Origin of the sequence: Streptomyces sp. DH10 (genome assembly GCF_029813805.1) — a bacterium.
GTDB classification, from domain to species: Bacteria; Actinomycetota; Actinomycetes; order Streptomycetales; family Streptomycetaceae; genus Streptomyces; species Streptomyces coeruleofuscus.
In genome coordinates, this window is the sequence record NZ_JARVKU010000029.1 from 36420 (window position 1) to 52744 (window position 16325).

The 16325-nt window shown below is 71.9% G+C and carries 14 protein-coding genes and 3 pseudogenes; 11 read left to right on the top strand and 6 right to left on the bottom strand.

What is annotated here, in order from left to right; all coding sequences use genetic code 11:
- Window positions 1-162: 162 nt before the first annotated feature.
- The 5 genes from QC385_RS38695 (at window position 163) to rbsD (ending at window position 6080) form a co-directional block, all read left to right on the top strand.
- Window positions 163-1230: a LacI family DNA-binding transcriptional regulator gene (locus tag QC385_RS38695; protein WP_279546096.1), complete on the top strand. Its 1068-nt coding sequence runs from the start codon at window positions 163-165 to the stop codon at window positions 1228-1230.
- Window positions 1227-2777: a sugar ABC transporter ATP-binding protein gene (locus tag QC385_RS38700; RefSeq protein ID WP_279546098.1), complete on the top strand. Its 1551-nt coding sequence runs from the start codon at window positions 1227-1229 to the stop codon at window positions 2775-2777. The genes QC385_RS38695 and QC385_RS38700 overlap by 4 nt, the downstream gene beginning before the upstream one ends.
- Window positions 2767-4716 carry an ABC transporter permease/substrate-binding protein gene (locus tag QC385_RS38705; protein ID WP_279546100.1) on the top strand — a complete coding sequence of 650 codons (1950 nt, stop codon included), beginning with the start codon at window positions 2767-2769 and terminating at the stop codon, window positions 4714-4716. The genes QC385_RS38700 and QC385_RS38705 overlap by 11 nt, the downstream gene beginning before the upstream one ends.
- A 75-nt stretch (window positions 4717-4791) precedes the next feature.
- A complete protein-coding gene (locus QC385_RS38710; protein ID WP_279546102.1) occupies window positions 4792-5694 on the top strand; it encodes a ribokinase in 903 nt (300 codons plus the stop codon).
- Entirely contained in the window at window positions 5691-6080 is a 390-nt protein-coding gene (rbsD, locus tag QC385_RS38715; protein ID WP_279546103.1) for a D-ribose pyranase, read from the top strand. Before QC385_RS38710 ends, rbsD begins: the two co-directional genes overlap by 4 nt.
- Before the next feature lie 200 nt (window positions 6081-6280).
- Here rbsD and QC385_RS38720 read toward each other — a convergent pair whose 3' ends face one another.
- Window positions 6281-6784, bottom strand: a complete 504-nt coding sequence (locus QC385_RS38720; protein ID WP_279546105.1) for a GNAT family N-acetyltransferase — start codon at window positions 6782-6784, stop codon at window positions 6281-6283.
- 47 nt (window positions 6785-6831) lie between these two features.
- Window positions 6832-7545 (bottom strand): GNAT family N-acetyltransferase, encoded by a 714-nt coding sequence (locus tag QC385_RS38725; protein WP_279546106.1) that lies wholly within the window; start codon window positions 7543-7545, stop codon window positions 6832-6834.
- A gap of 86 nt (window positions 7546-7631) precedes the next feature.
- On the opposite strand from QC385_RS38725, the pseudogene QC385_RS38730 reads away from it, so the two are divergent.
- Window positions 7632-7814 (top strand): annotated as a pseudogene (locus tag QC385_RS38730) (AAA family ATPase); the annotation flags it as partial.
- Window positions 7796-8041 (top strand): annotated as a pseudogene (locus tag QC385_RS38735) (hypothetical protein); the annotation flags it as partial. The pseudogenes QC385_RS38730 and QC385_RS38735, both read left to right, overlap by 19 nt.
- 110 nt (window positions 8042-8151) lie before the next feature.
- Here the strand turns inward: QC385_RS38735 and QC385_RS38740 are convergent.
- Entirely contained in the window at window positions 8152-8955 is an 804-nt protein-coding gene (locus QC385_RS38740; RefSeq protein WP_279546108.1) for a sugar phosphate isomerase/epimerase family protein, read from the bottom strand.
- Window positions 8956-9174: 219 nt separating this feature from the next.
- Window positions 9175-10107, bottom strand: a complete 933-nt coding sequence (locus QC385_RS38745) for a bifunctional helix-turn-helix transcriptional regulator/GNAT family N-acetyltransferase (protein WP_279546152.1) — start codon at window positions 10105-10107, stop codon at window positions 9175-9177.
- A gap of 400 nt (window positions 10108-10507) precedes the next feature.
- Between QC385_RS38745 and QC385_RS38750 the strand changes: the two genes are divergently transcribed.
- Window positions 10508-11080, top strand: coding sequence for a dihydrofolate reductase family protein (locus tag QC385_RS38750; protein WP_279546109.1), 573 nt, complete (start codon window positions 10508-10510; stop codon window positions 11078-11080).
- Between the two features lie 62 nt (window positions 11081-11142).
- Here the strand turns inward: QC385_RS38750 and QC385_RS44410 are convergent.
- Together QC385_RS44410 and QC385_RS38760 are read right to left on the bottom strand one after the other, a co-directional pair.
- Window positions 11143-11274 (bottom strand): annotated as a pseudogene (locus QC385_RS44410) (IS5/IS1182 family transposase); the annotation flags it as partial.
- Between the two features lie 185 nt (window positions 11275-11459).
- Window positions 11460-12509 (bottom strand): LacI family DNA-binding transcriptional regulator, encoded by a 1050-nt coding sequence (locus QC385_RS38760; protein ID WP_279546110.1) that lies wholly within the window; start codon window positions 12507-12509, stop codon window positions 11460-11462.
- 311 nt (window positions 12510-12820) lie between these two features.
- Here QC385_RS38760 and QC385_RS38765 point away from each other — a divergent pair, with 311 nt between their 5' ends.
- From QC385_RS38765 to QC385_RS38775, 3 genes are read left to right on the top strand one after another with little or no spacing between them, the layout of a single operon-like run.
- Window positions 12821-13972, top strand: a complete 1152-nt coding sequence (locus QC385_RS38765) for a Gfo/Idh/MocA family protein (protein ID WP_279546111.1) — start codon at window positions 12821-12823, stop codon at window positions 13970-13972.
- Window positions 13969-15138: a dihydrodipicolinate synthase family protein gene (locus QC385_RS38770; protein WP_279546113.1), complete on the top strand. Its 1170-nt coding sequence runs from the start codon at window positions 13969-13971 to the stop codon at window positions 15136-15138. Before QC385_RS38765 ends, QC385_RS38770 begins: the two co-directional genes overlap by 4 nt.
- Window positions 15135-15971, top strand: a complete 837-nt coding sequence (locus QC385_RS38775) for a sugar phosphate isomerase/epimerase family protein (RefSeq protein WP_279546114.1) — start codon at window positions 15135-15137, stop codon at window positions 15969-15971. Before QC385_RS38770 ends, QC385_RS38775 begins: the two co-directional genes overlap by 4 nt.
- Window positions 15972-16325 lie beyond the last annotated feature (354 nt).

Sequence of the window (16325 nt, forward strand, 5' to 3'; positions counted from 1 at the left end):
CCGCCGTCGAGCCGCCCGCGACATCACGATCCGGTCAAGAGGTGCCCTCGGGGTCTTGATTTACCGGCGTGTAATCGATTCCATCCACCCGTCGATGTAATCGATTCCACGAGCGCTTCAGCAAGTGCTCCCACGACTGATCCACAAGGAGGTGGAGCGGCGGTGGCCAGCATCAAGGACGTCGCTGCCGAGGCGGGCGTATCGGTCGCCACGGTCTCGCGCGTCCTGAACGACCACCCGTCGGTCAGCGCCGACGCGCGCACGCGCGTCCTGGCCGCCGTCGAGTCCCTGGGCTACCGCCCGAACGCCGTCGCCCGCTCCCTGCGCACCGACCAGACCCACACCCTCGGCCTGGTCATCAGCGACGTGATGAACCCCTACTTCACCGAACTGGCCCGCTCCGTCGAGGAGGAGGCCCGCGCGCTCGGCTACAGCGTCATCATCGGCAACGCCGACGAGCGGCCCGACCTCCAGGACCACCACGTACGCAACCTGCTGGACCGGCGGATCGACGGGCTGCTCGTCTCCCCGACGGACGGCGGTTCGCCGCTGATGCTGGACGCCGCGCGGGCGGGAACGCCCATGGTGTTCGTGGACCGGTGGATCCCGGGCGTGGACGTGCCGGTGGTCCGGGCGGACGGCCGGACCGCCGTGCGGGACCTCGTGGCGCATCTGTACGGGCTCGGGCACCGGCGGGTCGCGATCATCGCGGGCCCGGCGGCGACCACGACCGGACGCGAGCGTGTGGAGGCCTTCCGGGAGGCCCTCCAGGAGTACGGGCTCTGCCTGCCCGACGCCTACATAGGGCAGGGCGACTTCCAGGCCGAGAGCGGGCGCCGGGTCACCGAGGGGTTCCTCGACCTGGCCGAGCCGCCCGAGGTCGTCTTCGCGGCCGACAACCTGATGGCGCTCGGCGCGCTGGACGCCGTACGCGCGCGTGGTCTGCGCGTGCCGGACGACATCGCGCTCGCCGCGTTCGACGACATCCCGTGGTTCGTGCACACCGATCCGCCGATCACCGCCATCGCCCAGCCGACCGGCGAGCTGGGGCGGGCCGCCGTGCGCGCGCTGGTCGACCGGATCGAGGGGCGGCCCGGCGAGTCCGTCACCCTCCCCGCCCGGCTCGTCGCACGCCGCTCGTGCGGCGAGCCGTATCCGGCCTCCCCGGAGCCGGACTCTGCACAGGCCCCCGCTGTGCAGCCCCCAGCTGAGAACAGGAGCCACACGTGAGCAACGCGGACGAGTTGCTGCGCATCGAGGGCATACGGAAGACCTTCCCGGGTGTGGTCGCGCTGGACGGCGTGGACTTCGACCTGCGCCGGGGCGAGGTGCATGTGCTGCTCGGTGAGAACGGCGCGGGCAAGAGCACGCTCATCAAGATGCTCTCCGGCGCCTACACGCCCGACGCCGGACGGATCCTGGTCGGCGGCGAGGAGGTGCGCATCCACGGCGCGCAGGACTCCGAGCGGCTCGGGATCGCCACCATCTACCAGGAGTTCAACCTCGTTCCGGATCTGACGGTCGCCGAGAACATCTTCCTGGGGAGGCAGCCTCGCCGGTTCGGGGTGATCGACCGGAAGCGGATGGAGGCCGACGCCGAGGTCCTCCTCGCGCGCGTGGGCGTGAAGGTGTCGCCACGCGCGCGTGTGCGCGAACTCGGCATCGCACGCCTCCAGATGGTCGAGATCGCCAAGGCGCTCAGCCTCGACGCGCGCGTGCTCATCATGGACGAGCCGACAGCCGTGCTCACCTCCGAGGAGGTCGACAAGCTCTTCGCGATCGTGCGCACGCTGCGCGAGGACGGCGTCGGGATCGTGTTCATCACGCATCACCTGGAGGAGATCGCCGCCCTCGGTGACCGGGTGACGGTCATCCGGGACGGCAGGAGCGTCGGGCAGGTGCCCGCCGCCACGCCCGAGGACGAACTCGTCCGGCTCATGGTGGGGCGCTCGATCGAGCAGCAGTATCCGCGCGAACGGGCCGATCGCGGCCCCGCGTTGCTGTCCGTCGAGGGACTCACCCGCGACGGTGTCTTCCACGACGTCAGCTTCGAGGTGCACGCCGGCGAGGTGGTCGGCATCGCGGGGCTGGTCGGCGCCGGCCGTACGGAGGTCGCGCGGGCCGTGTTCGGGGCCGACCCGTACGACAAGGGGGCCGTGAAGGTCGCCGGTTCGGCCGTCCCCAGGTACGACGTCAACGCGGCGATGACCGCGGGCATCGGGCTCATCCCCGAGGACCGCAAGGGCCAGGGTCTGGTGCTGGACGCGTCGGTCGAGGAGAACCTCGGTCTGGTGACGCTGCGCTCGGCCACCCGGGCGGGGCTCGTCGACCTCAAGGGGCAGCGCGAGGCCGCCGAGCGGATCGCGGGGCAGCTCGGGGTACGGATGGCCGGACTCGGCCAGCACGTGCGCACGCTGTCCGGCGGCAACCAGCAGAAGGTCGTCATCGGCAAGTGGCTGCTCGCCGACACCAGGGTGCTGATCCTCGACGAGCCGACGCGCGGTATCGACGTCGGCGCCAAGGTCGAGATCTACCAGCTCGTCAACGAACTCACCGCGGCCGGTGCCGCCGTCCTGATGATCTCCAGTGATCTGCCCGAGGTGCTCGGCATGAGCGACCGGGTGCTGGTCATGGCGCAGGGCCGGATCGCCGGCGAGCTCTCCGCCGACGAGGCGACCCAGGACGCCGTGATGGCACTCGCCGTCAGCACTCCGACGACCACGACCACGTCCACAACCACGATCACCACCGGAACGGAGTCCTCCCGTGGCCACTGACACGCTCAAGAGCACGACGGGCGCGGGTGCCGCCTCGGGCGGCCTGCGCCGTCTCCTGCTCGACAACGGCGCGCTCACCGCGCTCATCGTCCTCGTCGTCGCGATGTCGGCGCTGTCCGGCGACTTCCTGACGACGGACAACCTCCTGAACGTCGGCATCCAGGCGGCCGTCACCGCCATCCTCGCCTTCGGCGTCACCTTCGTGATCGTCTCGGCGGGCATCGACCTGTCGGTCGGCTCGGTCGCCGCGCTGTCGGCCACGGTCCTCGCGTGGAGCGCCACCTCGGCGGGCGTCCCGGTGTTCCTCGCCGTCCTGCTCGCCATAGCGACCGGTATCGCGTGCGGCCTGGTCAACGGCATCCTGATCTCCTACGGCAAGCTGCCGCCGTTCATCGCGACGCTGGCCATGCTGTCGGTCGCCCGCGGTCTGCTGCTCGTCATCTCCGGGGGCTCGCCGATCGCCTTCCCCGACTCCGTCTCCCGCCTCGGGGACACGCTCGGCGGCTGGCTGCCGGTGCCGTTGCTCGTCATGGTCGTGATGGGCCTGATCGCCGCGTTCGTGCTCGGCCGGACGTACATCGGCCGCTCGATGTACGCGATCGGCGGCAACGAGGAGGCCGCGCGGCTGTCCGGCCTGCGCGTGAAGAAGCAGAAGCTCGCGATCTACGCCTTCTCGGGCGTCTTCGCCGCCGTCGCCGGTGTCGTGCTCGCCGCCCGGTTGTCCTCCGCGCAGCCGCAGGCCGCCGACGGCTACGAGCTGGACGCGATCGCCGCGGTCGTCATCGGCGGGGCCTCTCTCGCGGGCGGCACGGGCAAGGCGTCCGGCACGCTGATCGGCGCGCTGATCCTGGCCGTGCTGCGCAACGGGCTGAACCTGCTGAACGTGTCGGCGTTCTGGCAGCAGGTCGTCATCGGCGTCGTCATCGCGCTGGCCGTGCTGTTCGACACCGCGCGCCGCAAGGCCGGGGTGACCCCGGTCGCGGGCGGCGCGGGCGGCGGCAAGGGCAAGCAGGCGACGACCTACGCGCTCGCGGCCGTCGTCACCGTCGCGATCGTCGGCGCCACGTCCTTCCTGCACAACGGCTCCTCCGCCGCGAGCACCCCGAAGATGGGCCTGTCGCTGTCCACCCTCAACAACCCCTTCTTCGTGCAGATCCGGGCGGGCGCCCAGGCCGAGGCCAAGAAGCTGGGCGTGGACCTGACCGTCACGGACGCGCAGAACGACGCCTCCCAGCAGGCCAACCAGCTCCAGAACTTCACCACTTCCGGACTCGGCGCGATCATCGTCAACCCGGTCGACTCGGACGCGGCGAGCAACTCGGTGCGGGCCGCCGACAAGGCGAAGATCCCGGTCATCGCCGTCGACCGCGTCGTCAACGACGCGAAGACGGCCACCCTGGTCGCCTCCGACAACGTCGCCGGCGGTGAACTCGCCGCGAAGAGCATCGCCGACAAGCTGGGCGGCAAGGGCAAGATCGTGATCCTCCAGGGCCAGGCGGGCACCTCCGCCGCCCGCGAGCGCGCCCAGGGCTTCGCGAACGGCCTCAAGGCCTACCCGGGCATCCGGGTCGTGGCCCAGCAGCCCGCCGACTTCGACCGCACCAAGGGCCTCGACGTGATGTCGAACCTGCTCCAGGCCCACCCGGACGTCCAGGGTGTCATCGCCGCCAACGACGAGATGGCGCTCGGCGCGATCAAGGCCCTGGGCTCCAAGGCCGGCAAGTCGGTCTCGGTGGTCGGCTTCGACGGCACGCCTGACGGACTGAAGGCGGTCGAGGGCGGCACGCTGTACGCGTCCGTGGCGCAGCAGCCGTCCCAACTCGGGAAGATCGCCGTGGACAACGCGCTGAAGGCACTCCAGGGCAAGAAGGTCGAGGAGACGGTGAAGGTGCCGGTGAAGGTGGTCACCAAGGAGAACGTGGCCGGCTTCAGCGGCTGACATCGGGGAACGGCGGGCGGTCATCCACCACTGGTGGGGCCGCCCGCCCATGTCACTCATGTGGGGAGACGACTCATGTACGACTACGACCTCCTGGTCGTGGGGTCGGCCAACGCCGACCTGGTGATCGGTGTCGAGCGCCGGCCCGGTGCAGGCGAGACCGTGCTCGGCTCCGACCTGGCCGTCCACCCGGGCGGCAAGGGCGCGAACCAGGCGGTCGCGGCCGCCCGGCTCGGGGCCCGTACGGCCCTGCTGGCCCGGGTCGGCGACGACGCGTACGGCCGGCTGCTGCTCGACTCGCAGCGCTCGGCCGGCGTCGACACGGTGGGCGTCCTGGTGGGCGGCGCGCCGACCGGGGTCGCGCTGATCACGGTCGACCCGTCCGGGGACAACAGCATCGTGGTCTCGCCGGGCGCGAACGGCCGGCTGGCCCCGGAGGACGTCAGCGCCGCCGGGAGCCTCTTCCACGCCTCCCGGGTGGTCTCGGCGCAACTGGAGATCCCCCTGGAGACGGTGGTGGAGGTCGTACGGAATCTGGCGCCGGGGAGCCGCTTCGTGCTGAACCCCTCGCCGCCGCGTCCCCTTCCGCGGGAGGTGCTGGCGGCGTGCGACCCGCTGATCGTCAACGAGCACGAGGCGAAGGTGATCCTGGGCTCGGCCGCCGTGGGGGACAGCCCGGAGGACTGGGCGCGGATCCTGCTCGCGAAGGGGCCCCGGTCGGTGGTCGTGACGCTGGGCGCGGAAGGCGCGCTGGTCGCCTCGGCGGAGGGGGTCTCCCGGGTGCCGTCCGTGAAGGTGAGCGCCGTGGACACGACCGGCGCGGGTGACGCGTTCACCGCCGCGCTGGCGTTCCGGCTGGGGGCCGGTGAGTCCCTCGCGGAGGCGGCCGCGTACGCGGCGCGGGTCGGGGCGGTGGCCGTGACGAGGGAGGGCGCGCAGGCGTCCTTCCCGACGGCGGCGGAGGTCGCCGGGCTGTGAAGCGGAACGGAATACTGAACCGTCATCTCGCCGGTGCGGTGGCCGAGCTGGGCCACGGGGACGGGGTGCTGGTGTGCGACGCGGGCATGCCCATTCCCGACGGCCCCCGGGTGGTGGACCTCGCCTTCCGGGCCGGGGTGCCGTCGTTCGCCGAGGTGCTGGAGGGGCTGCTGGCCGAGCTGGTGGTCGAGGGGGCGACCGCGGCGGCGGAGGTGCGGGAAGCGAACCAGGAGGCTTCGGACCTCCTGGAAGGGCACTTCCCGTCACTGGAGCTGGTGTCGCACGAGCGGCTCAAGGAGCTGTCGGCCGGGGCCCGGCTGGTGGTCCGCACGGGCGAGGCACGGCCGTACGCGAACGTGCTGCTGAGGTGCGGCGTCTTCTTCTGACGCGCATCAAGGGGGCCCGGTCCGTGGACCGGGCCCCCTCGGCTTTCCCCTCCCGTCAGAACCCCCGCGATCCCCCCAGATCCCCCTCCAGAAAGCCCTGACGCCATGTACGACCCGCGTGGGGCAGAAAGGGTTGCACGGTCAGGTAAGAATTTCTTGCCGGATTCTTGGCGGATAGCTGAGCCGGATGACTGAGGAGGTCAGCGCGCCGGCCGGGTCAGTACGCGGGTGAGGCCGCCGTCGTCCTCCTCGACGTCCCGGACGTGCGCGAACCCGATCCGGCCGAGCAGGCGCAGCGAGGTCTCGTTCTCCGCAGCGACAGTGGCGTGCACCTCGGTCAGCCCGAGCACGTCGAAGCCGTACTCCACGAGCGCCTCCGCCAGCTCCGTACCGAGCCCGCTCCCCCATGCCTCCGGGGCCAGGGCGTAGACGATCTCGTGACCGCCGACCGCGTCCGTCCGCTTGATCTCCGCGTGCCCGACCAGTCGCCCACCGCGCCGGACCGCCCACACGTCGAACAGGTCCTGGGCGTAGACCTTGCTGAAGATCCGCCCGAACAGGGCCCGGTCGTCCGCCTCGGGAGAAGGACCGTCCCCCATCCACCGGGAGACCCTGGTGTCCTGGAACAGGGCGACGAAGTCCTCTTCGTCCTCCGGGGTGTAGGCGTCGAGGAGCAGGCGGGCGGTGCGCAAGGTCGGGGGCATGGGCGGTGAGGCTAGCCATGCGGACAGGGGGGTGCAACGCACTTTTCTCAGGGGGTGCGGAAGCCGCGGAACGTCACGTGCTTCCGGCTGGTGAAGCCGAGCCGTTCGTAGAGGGCGATCGCTTCGGTGTTCGTGTCGGCCACGTGCAGGAAGGGGCGTCGGCCCTGAGCCAGGATGCGGGTGACGAGGGCGGTGACCAGGCGGACGGCGTGGCCCCGCCCGCGTGCCTCGGGGGCCGTGCAGACGGCGCTGATCTCGGTCCATCCCGGAGGCCGGAGCCGCTCGCCCGCCATGGCCACCAGCGTGCCGCCGTCGCGGACGCCGAGGTAGGTGCCGAGGTCCCGGGTACGCGGCCAGAACGGCCCGGGTTTGGTACGTGCGGCCAGGTCGAGCATCTCGGGCACATCGGCCGCACCCAGTTCGACCACGTCGGTGCCGGTCGCGGCGTGGGCCTCATCGGGCCGGCGGCCGGCGGGCCAGATCATCTGGCGGCCTTCGAGGACGAAGACCGGCTCCCAGTCCGGCGGTGGGGTCGCCGGGCAGCTGAACATGTCGGCGAACGCGTCCCGGCCGAGCAGCCGTGCGAGATCGGCCCAGTCCGCCGCGTCCGCCTCGGCGGGTACCGCCGAGAAGGTCGCGACCTCCGGCAGGTAGGTGGCGGCCCGGCCGGCCCGGCGGCCCAGATCCGCGTGGCGGCCGCGCAGCGACTCGCCCACCGGGTCGTCGAGTGCCGTGGTGTCACCGCTGTCGCCGTTCTTCATCGTGGACCAGGCTACCTTTCCCTTCGTCGCGGGTCCGGGGCCCAGGGCCCGTCTCCTCGGGCCAACGCGGCCTTGCGGGCAAAGAGTTGAACGTGGAAGCGCAGGACACCGCCAGGAGAATGCGGATGATCGGCGACGAGACGTCGGAGCGGTTCCACGAACAGGCCGACGTCGTGCGGACGCTGGTGGTGACGCCGCCGGCGGGGCAGCACTCGCTGGTGCTCGGTCCGCCGGGGACGGCGAAGTCCGAGCCCGCGGGCGCGGCGACATCGTGGTGATCACCGACGACGACTGCGGTGTCACCGAGGAGTGGATGCGCGGCTGGAACGAGGCCGAGCGCCGGCTGGGCTTCCGGGTGTTCGGCGTGGCCGCCGGCGCCCCGCGCGTCGGCGAGGCGGCTCGGTGCCGGAGGCCCGGTGCGGCAGCCTCCGGTCCGTCGAGGACCGCACCGACGTCCGACGTCCACGCCGCCGCCGACCTGTTCCGCGTGGTCTGACGTCGCCGGGGGCGCGTCGGGGCCGGGTCGTCGTCCGTTCCTCCGGCCCCGCGAGGCAGCCGGGCCGCCGGCGCCCGAGGCCGGTCAGGCGGCCGGCGCCCCGCGCCCCGTCACGCCGAGTCGTTCAGCAGCCGGTTCAGATGCTCGTGGCCCGCCTTCAGCAGGCCGGGCAGTTCGGGAGCCGACTCGTACCAGCGCTTCTCGTACTCCCAGCACAGCCAGCCGTCCCAGCCGTGCCGGGAGAGGACCTCCACGCACTCGGCCAGCGGCAGGACGCCGGCGCCGAGCGGCAGCGGGGTGGTGTCCTCGGCGGAGGCGATGTCCTTGACCTGGACGTAGCCGAGGTGCGGGGAGAGCGCCGCGTAGGTCTCCGAGGGCTGTTCGCCGCCCAGCCAGGTGTGCATCACGTCCCACAGCGCGCCCACCTGGCGGTGGCCGACCAGCCCGAGGACGCGCATCGCGTCGGCGGCGGTGCGGTGCGAGTCGTGGGTCTCCAGGAGGATGCGGACGCCCAGGTCGTTCGCGTACTCGGCGGCCGTGCCCAGCCGCCGGGCGGCCGTGGCGTCGGCCTCCTCGGGGGTCTGGACGTCCAGGTCGCCGCCGGGGAAGACCCGGATGTTCGGGGCCCCGAGGTCGCGGGCCAGGTCGAGGAGGGAACGGATCTCGGCCAGGACGGGTTCGTCGTCGCCCGGCGCGGCGACGCGCGCGTAGCCCGCCAGGCCCAGGATCTCTACGCCCGACCCCTTGAACTCGGCCGCGACATCGGCCCGTTCGGCGGGGCCGAGGCCGGGGTGGACCGGTTCCTCGGGGTGGGCGCGCAGTTCCACGCCGTGGTAGCCGTGGGCGGTGGCGAGCCGCAGGACGTCGGGCAGGGGCAGGCCGGGGACACCGAGGGTGGAGAACGCCAGCTTCATGTGGACGGACCCTACCCGGCACCCCTGCCGGCGACTCCCCAGGCCCTGCCGTCAAATTCCCGTCGTCCGCCCGAAGGGCGGGCCCCGCGGCGTCAGGTGCGTGCTCTACCGTGCCGGGCGCAGGCCCGCGTACTGGTTGTACGTGGGTCTGTGCCCGGTGCGGCGAGAGGACGTGCATGGCGTCGCGGGGCAGGCGGGAATTTGACGGCAGGGCCTAGGTCACTCGGGTGTTGCGAGAAGATCCAGTCGCCAGTCCTGGCCGACCAGGTCCTGGCCGAAGGAGCGGTGCGGTTTCTCCTCGACCAGGACGAAGCCGTGGCGCTGGTAGATGCGGCGGGCCGCGGCGAGGACGTCGTTGGTCCACAGGACCACCTCGCGGTATCCGGCCTCGCGCGCGAAGCCGACGACGGCCCCGACCAGCCGGTCCCCGATGCCCAGGCCGCGCGCGTCCGGCTCGACGAGCAGCAGCCGGAGCCGGGCGGCACCCGGCACGTCGTCCCGTACGCACATCACGCACCCCACCGGGCGGCCGTCCAGCTCGGCGATCCACGTCCGCTCCAGATGGGGGTCGTGGTCCTCGGCGTACTCGGCGACGATCCGGGCGACCAGGCCCTCGTAGTCGAGGTTGAAGCCGTACTCGGCCGCGTACAGCGCGGCGTTGCGCTGCACGATCCAGCCGAGGTCGCCGGGGGCGGGGTCGCGCAGGACGACGTCCTCGGGACGTGGCGCCCGGCCCCCGCCCAGGATCGTCCGTACGGTCCGCATCGCCTCCGCCAGCCGCGGCCGGTCCTCGGTGCGCACGGTGTCCAGCAGCGCTCCGACCGTCTCGCGCGCCCGCTCGTCGAGGAGCGCGGCGGCCTCCCGGCCGCGCCCGGTGAGGGCGACACTGCGGCGGCGCGGATCCGTCTCGGACGGCCCGCGCTCGACCAGCCCGTCCTCCTCGAACCTGTTCAGGATGCGGCTCAGGTACCCGGCGTCCAGGTGCAGCTGGGCCCGCAGGTCGGCGGCGTCCGTGCGCGGCGCGTGGGCGAGCTCGTAGAGCACGCGGGACTCGGTGAGGGTGTAGGGCGCGTAGAGGTGACGGCCGTAGTCGAGCGCGCCGATGACGTTCGTGTAGAAGCGGTTGAAGGAGCGGATGTCCTGGACGGTCATGGCCACGACCCCCGATGCTTGACTCAGTCAGAGATTCCCGTGGGCCGAGCCTAGACGTCCAGGACGGCCGGGGCTAGGGCCTGTCGTTTGGATCACGCCGCAGACGCGGGGTCTGGCACGCGCATCTGCCGCGTTGTCGTCGGTTGCCGACGCTCCGCGTCGACGCCCTCCTCCGCCTTGCAGCTGCACGCACCAGACCCCGCTCACCGGCACTGAACAGCACCGTCGATTTCCTGCCGCCTGATCCAAACGACAGACCCTAGGCCGCGTGACGGCCGATGAGTTTCCGCGCGGTCCGCAGTCACAGATCATGGGTGGTGCGCCGCAGCCGCGAGCGTGGCGGAAGCGTGCACCGACCGGATCCGCTGAGAACCGGACACGAGACACCGAGGAACCTTAAATGCGCACTCTGATCAGCACCGCTTTCATCTCGCTCGACGGCGTCGTGGAGGCCCCGGGCGGCGAGCCCGGTTACCGGAACTCCGGGTGGACCTTCAAGGACGTCGAGTTCCTCCCCGAGGCATACGAGATCAAGGGCCGGGAACAGCAGGAAGCCACCGCCATGCTGATGGGCCGGACCAGCTACGAGGCGTTCAGCCCGGTGTGGCCCGACATGGAGGACTTCGCCGACTACAAGGTGATGCCGAAGTACGTCGTCTCCACCACCCTCACCGAGGACGACCTGGTGTCGAACTGGGGCGAGACGACGATCCTGCGCTCGCTCGACGACGTCGCCGCGCTGAAGGCGACCGAGGGCGGCCCGATCATCGTCCACGGCAGCGCCTCCCTGAACCAGGGCCTCTCGGACGCCGGCCTGATCGACCGTTACCACCTGCTGGTCTTCCCGCTCCTGCTCGGCGCGGGCAAGCGGCTCTTCAGCGCCACGGACAAGGACACCCAGAAGCTGAAGCTCGTCGAGCACGAGGTCTACGCCAACGGGCTGCAGAAGAACGTCTTCGACGTCGTCCGCTGACGAGGCTCCCTGTACTCCCCCTGCCGCCGTATGTGGGTGGTCGCGCTGAATCCGCCGGGACTGCGGCCCGTGACGTCGGTGAAGGCGGGCGCGTCACCGGCCTGCCCGGCGGTGAGAAAGAACGCGAGGGGGCGGCAGCGGGCATCGGCTGCGAGGGGGATCCCGCTGGTCGGCCCACCGCAGGACCGACCGATGGCGCGGTCGGCCCCGTCGCCGACCGGGCCCCCGCGGGCCCCGGCCGCGTGCTGGTGAGCACGCACGATCGTGGCGCCCACCGACACGGCTCAGGTCGGTTTCGACTCCTGGAACAACACCGGCGCCCCCGCCCGCCCGGCCCGGGGGCGGCAGCCTCCGGCAGGCCCGGGCCGGAACGCCGAGGTCAGGAAACCCGCGGCACCCCGGAAGACCCCCGCACCATCAACTCCCCCCGCACCGACGCGATCCCCCCGGGCGGCGCCTCCTCCCGCCCCATCGCGATCCGCCCGGCACGCGCCCCGGCCTCCGCCAAGGGCAACCGCACGGTCGTCAGCGAAGGCACCGCGTCGATGCTGAACGGCAGATCGTCGAACCCGGCCACCGACACGTCCTCAGGAATCCGCAGCCCGGAGTCGCGCAGCGCCGCACACGCCCCCAGCGCGACGGAGTCGTTCGCGGCGACGACCGCCGTCAGCGACGGATCGCGCCGCAGCAGCTCAAGCGTCGCCTCGTAGCCGGACCGCCGGTCGTAGCGCCCGTGCACCGTCCACCGGGGGTCCTCCTCGATGCCGTGCGCGGCGAGCGCGGCCCGGTGGCCCTCCAGCCGGTGCCGGGTCGTCGTCCGTTCCCCCGGGCCCGCGATGTAGCCGAGCCGCCGGTGCCCGAGCCCGATGAGGTGCTCGGTGAGTTCCTGCCCGCCGCCGCGGTTGTCGAAGGTGAGCGCGATCGCCCCGGTCTCCGGCGCCGGCGGGCGTCCGCACAGGACGACCCGCGTCCCGGCGTCGGTCAGCTTCCGCACCTTGGTGTCCATCGCCGCCTGGTGCGCCGCGTCCTCGATCGCCCCGCCGGTCAGCACCACGGCCGCCGCCCGCTGCCGCTGCAACAGCGTGAGATAGGTCAGCTCCCGCTCGGGAGAGCCGCCGGTGTTGCAGACCACCGCGAGTCTCTCCCCGCCCGCGCGGCCGCCCGGCCCGCCGATCTCGGCCTGGATCGCGCTCGCCATGATCCCGAAGAACGGGTCGGCGATGTCGTTCACCAGGATCCCGACCAGGTCGGAGGTGGCGGCGGCCAGGGCGCTCGCGGGCCCGTTGAGCACGTAGTCCAGCTCGTCCACGGCCTTCAGCACCCGCTCCCGGGTGGATGCGGCCACGGGGTAGTTCCCGTTCAGCACGCGCGACACCGTCGCGGGCGAGACCTGCGCGCGGGCCGCCACGTCCGCCAGGGTCACCGTCATCTCGTCGTCCTCCGGTCGCGCATCTCGTCGTCCGCCCTCGTCGCCCTCGTACACATACAGACCTGCGACCTTGGTTCCGGCAGAGCCGAGGCCTTGGTTCCGAGCAGACCTTAAGCCCCCGACCCCGGGTTGTTCGCCCCCTCGAACAACTCGTCCTGGTCACGGTCTTGTCCGGACCGCGGTTCAGAGGCTAGCTTCTTCATCTATAGAAAGCGCTTGCTGTAACGCTCACCAGTCCACAGGCGGCTCACCGGTCCGCCAGTGAAGGGTGGGGCGTACGCGGCGCGACGACCGCGTACGAAGGGAACGACGTGACACGCAAGACGGTGCGTATCGCCATGAACGGCGTGACCGGGCGCATGGGCTACCGCCAGCACCTGGTCCGCTCCATCCTCGCCCTCCGTGAGCAGGGCGGCCTCGACCTCGGCGACGGCACCGTGCTGTGGCCCGAGCCGATCCTGGTCGGCCGCCGTGAGCACGCGCTGAAGACGCTGGCCGAGCGGCACGGGCTGGAGCACGTCTCGACCGACCTGGACGCGGTCCTCGCCGACGAGACGGTGGACATCTACTTCGACTCCCAGGTCACCTCCGCCCGCGAGGAAGCGCTCAAGAAGGCCATCGCGGCCGGCAAGCACATCTACACCGAGAAGCCCACGGCCACCGGCCTCGACGGCGCCCTGGACCTCGCCCGGCTGGCGAACGAGGCCGGCATCAAGCACGGCGTCGTCCAGGACAAGCTCTTCCTCCCCGGCCTGCTCAAGTTGAAGCGCCTCATCGACGGCGGCTTCTTCGGCCGGATCCTGTCCGTGCGCGGCGAGTTCGGCTACTGGGTCTTCGAGGGCGACTGGCAGGCCGCCCAGCGCCCGTCCTGGAACTACCGCGCCGAGGACGGCGGCGGCATCGTCGTCGACATGTTCCCGCACTGGGAGTACGTCCTGCACGAACTGTTCGGCCGCGTGAAGTCCGTCCAGGCCATCGCCACCACGCACATCCCGCAGCGCTGGGACGAGAACGGCAAGCCCTACGACGCCACCGCCGACGACGCCGCGTACGGCATCTTCGAGCTGGAGGGCGGCGCGATCGCCCAGATCAACTCCAGCTGGGCCGTGCGCGTCAACCGCGACGAGCTCGTCGAGTTCCAGGTCGACGGCACCGAGGGCTCGGCCGTCGCCGGCCTGCGCAACTGCCGCGCCCAGCACCGTTCGGCCACGCCCAAGCCCGTCTGGAACCCGGACATCCCCGCCACCGAGGTCTTCCGCGACCAGTGGCAGGAGGTCCCGGACAACGCCGAGTTCGACAACGGCTTCAAGGCGCAGTGGGAGCTGTTCCTCAAGCACGTCTACGCCGACGCCCCCTACCACTGGGACCTGCTGGCCGGTGCCCGCGGTGTCCAGCTCGCCGAGCTGGGCCTGAAGTCCTCGGCCGAGGGCCGCCGTATCGACGTACCGGAGATCCAGCCGTGACCATCCGACTCCCGGACAGCAACGGGGCGTCGCGGACGTACGAGCCGCGCACCGAACCGCTCCTGGTGACGCCCGGCACGCCCTTCACCTCCCGCACGGTCTACTCGGCGGCACACGTCGTCGCCGACCCGTACGCGGACGTGTCGCCCGACTCGCCCGCCGCCGTCGACTGGGACGCCACCCTGGCCTTCCGCCGTCACCTGTGGTCGCACGGCCTGGGCGTCGCCGAGGCGATGGACACCGCCCAGCGCGGCATGGGCCTGGACTGGGCGGGCGCGGCGGAGCTGATCCGGCGGTCGGCGGCGGAGGCGAAGTCGGTCGGCGGCCTGATCGCCTGCGGTGTGGGCACGGACCAGCTGCCGGCCACCGAGATCGGCTACCCGTACAGCCTGGCGGAGATCCGCGCGGCGTACGAGGAGCAGCTCGCGCTCGTCGAGGAGTCGGGCGCGCGGGCGATCCTGATGGCCTCCCGGGCCCTGGCGGCGGTCGCCAAGGGGCCGGAGGACTATCTGGAGGTCTACGGCCACCTGCTCCGCCAGGCGTCCGAGCCGGTCGTCCTGCACTGGCTCGGCCCGATGTTCGACCCGGCGCTGGAGGGCTACTGGGGCGCGACGGACCTGGACGCCGCCACCCACACCTTCTTGGACGTCATCGCCGCCCACCCGGACAAGGTCGACGGCATCAAGGTCTCGCTGCTGGACGCGCAGCGCGAGATCGACATCCGCCGCCGCCTGCCGCAGGGCGTGCGCTGCTACACGGGTGACGACTTCAACTACCCCGAGCTGATCGCCGGCGACGAACAGGGCTTCAGCCACGCCCTGCTGGGCATCTTCGACCCGCTGGGCCCGCTGGCGGCGCAGGCGGTGCGGGTGCTCGACACGGGGGACGTGAAGGGCTTCCGGGAGCTGCTGGACCCGACGGTCCCTCTGTCCCGGCACCTCTTCCAGACGCCGACCCGCTTCTACAAGACGGGCGTGGTGTTCCTGGCCTGGCTGGCCGGTCACCAGTCCCACTTCACGATGGTCGGCGGCCTCCAGTCGGCCCGCTCCCTCCCGCACTTCGCGAGGGCGTACGAACTCGCCGACGGGCTGGGCCTGTTCCCCGACCCCAAGCTGGCGGAGGAGCGGATGAAGAACCTGCTGAGCCTGTACGGGGTGGACCAGTGAGCGCCGCGGAGCTGGAGCGCTTCTCCATCAACCAGATGACGGTCAAGCAGCTGTCGATGCCGGACCTGGTGGACGCCTGCGTCCAGTCGGGCATCGGCAACGTCGGCCTGTGGCGCGAGCCGGTTCAGTCCTACGGCCTGGAGGCCACGGCCAAGCTGGTCCGGGACGCGGGCCTGACGGTGACAACGTTGTGCCGGGGCGGCTTCTTCACGGCGATCGACCCGCGGGAGCGTGCGGAGGCCCTGGCCGACAACCGCCGGGCGATCGACGAGGCGGCGACGCTGGGCACCGACACGCTGGTCCTGGTCTCGGGCGGACTCCCGGCGGGGTCGAAGGACCTGCACGGGGCCCGCGAACGCATCGCGGACGCCCTGTCGGAACTGGGCCCGTACGCGGAGCGGCACGGCGTCCGCCTGGCCATCGAGCCCCTCCACCCGATGTACGCCTCCGACCGCTGCGTGGTGTCGACGCTGGCCCAGGCCCTGGACCTGGCCGAACGCTTCCCGGCGAACCAGGTCGGGGTCACCGTCGACACGTACCACATCTGGTGGGACGACACGGCTCCCGCGCAGATCGCCCGGGCGGGCGCGGGCGGCCGTATCCACACCTTCCAGCTCGCCGACTGGACGACCCCGCTCCCCCAGGGCGTACTGACCGGCCGTGGCCAGATCGGCGACGGCTCGATCGACATGCGGGAGTGGCAGCGGTACGTGGAGGCCGCCGGCTACACCGGTGCCATCGAGGTCGAGCTGTTCAACGACGTGCTGTGGGCGAGGGACGGACGGGAGGTGCTGGCCGAGACGGCGGCGAGGTTCGTCGAGCACACCCTCTGATCCGGCCCTGAAGCGCGCTCGCTGCCCTGCCCCCGAGGATCCGGGGCGGGGCAGCCGGCCGTGCGCCTCCGCGTTCTCGGCTCGCCGGCCTCGTGGGCCCCTGTGTCACCCCGTTTACCGACTTCCGGAAATCCGGCCCGTGTCGGGAACCCGGCCCGGACTCCCGTCGTCCAATCGCAGGCCGCCGGAGAGTCACCACGGTGCGGTGTCGGCCCTCGCTGCTGGCTGCGATCGCTGACCACCCTCTCCGCCGTACCGCGGCCGGCGGCACGGCCGCCATCGGCGCGCCCCCCTCCAACCGCGCCGGTGGCGGCCCCTGCGCGGTTAGTGTGCGTTCCCTTGACCGGCAGAAAC

Coding starts and splice junctions, on each gene's coding strand:
- QC385_RS38710 (WP_279546102.1), top strand. CDS start 4,792: ATGTACGACTACGACCTCCTGGTCGTGGGGTCGGCCAACGCCGACCTG.
- QC385_RS38720 (WP_279546105.1), bottom strand. CDS start 6,784: ATGCCCCCGACCTTGCGCACCGCCCGCCTGCTCCTCGACGCCTACACC.
- QC385_RS38725 (WP_279546106.1), bottom strand. CDS start 7,545: ATGAAGAACGGCGACAGCGGTGACACCACGGCACTCGACGACCCGGTG.
- QC385_RS38740 (WP_279546108.1), bottom strand. CDS start 8,955: ATGAAGCTGGCGTTCTCCACCCTCGGTGTCCCCGGCCTGCCCCTGCCC.
- QC385_RS38745 (WP_279546152.1), bottom strand. CDS start 10,107: ATGACCGTCCAGGACATCCGCTCCTTCAACCGCTTCTACACGAACGTC.
- QC385_RS38750 (WP_279546109.1), top strand. CDS start 10,508: ATGCGCACTCTGATCAGCACCGCTTTCATCTCGCTCGACGGCGTCGTG.
- QC385_RS38760 (WP_279546110.1), bottom strand. CDS start 12,509: ATGACGGTGACCCTGGCGGACGTGGCGGCCCGCGCGCAGGTCTCGCCC.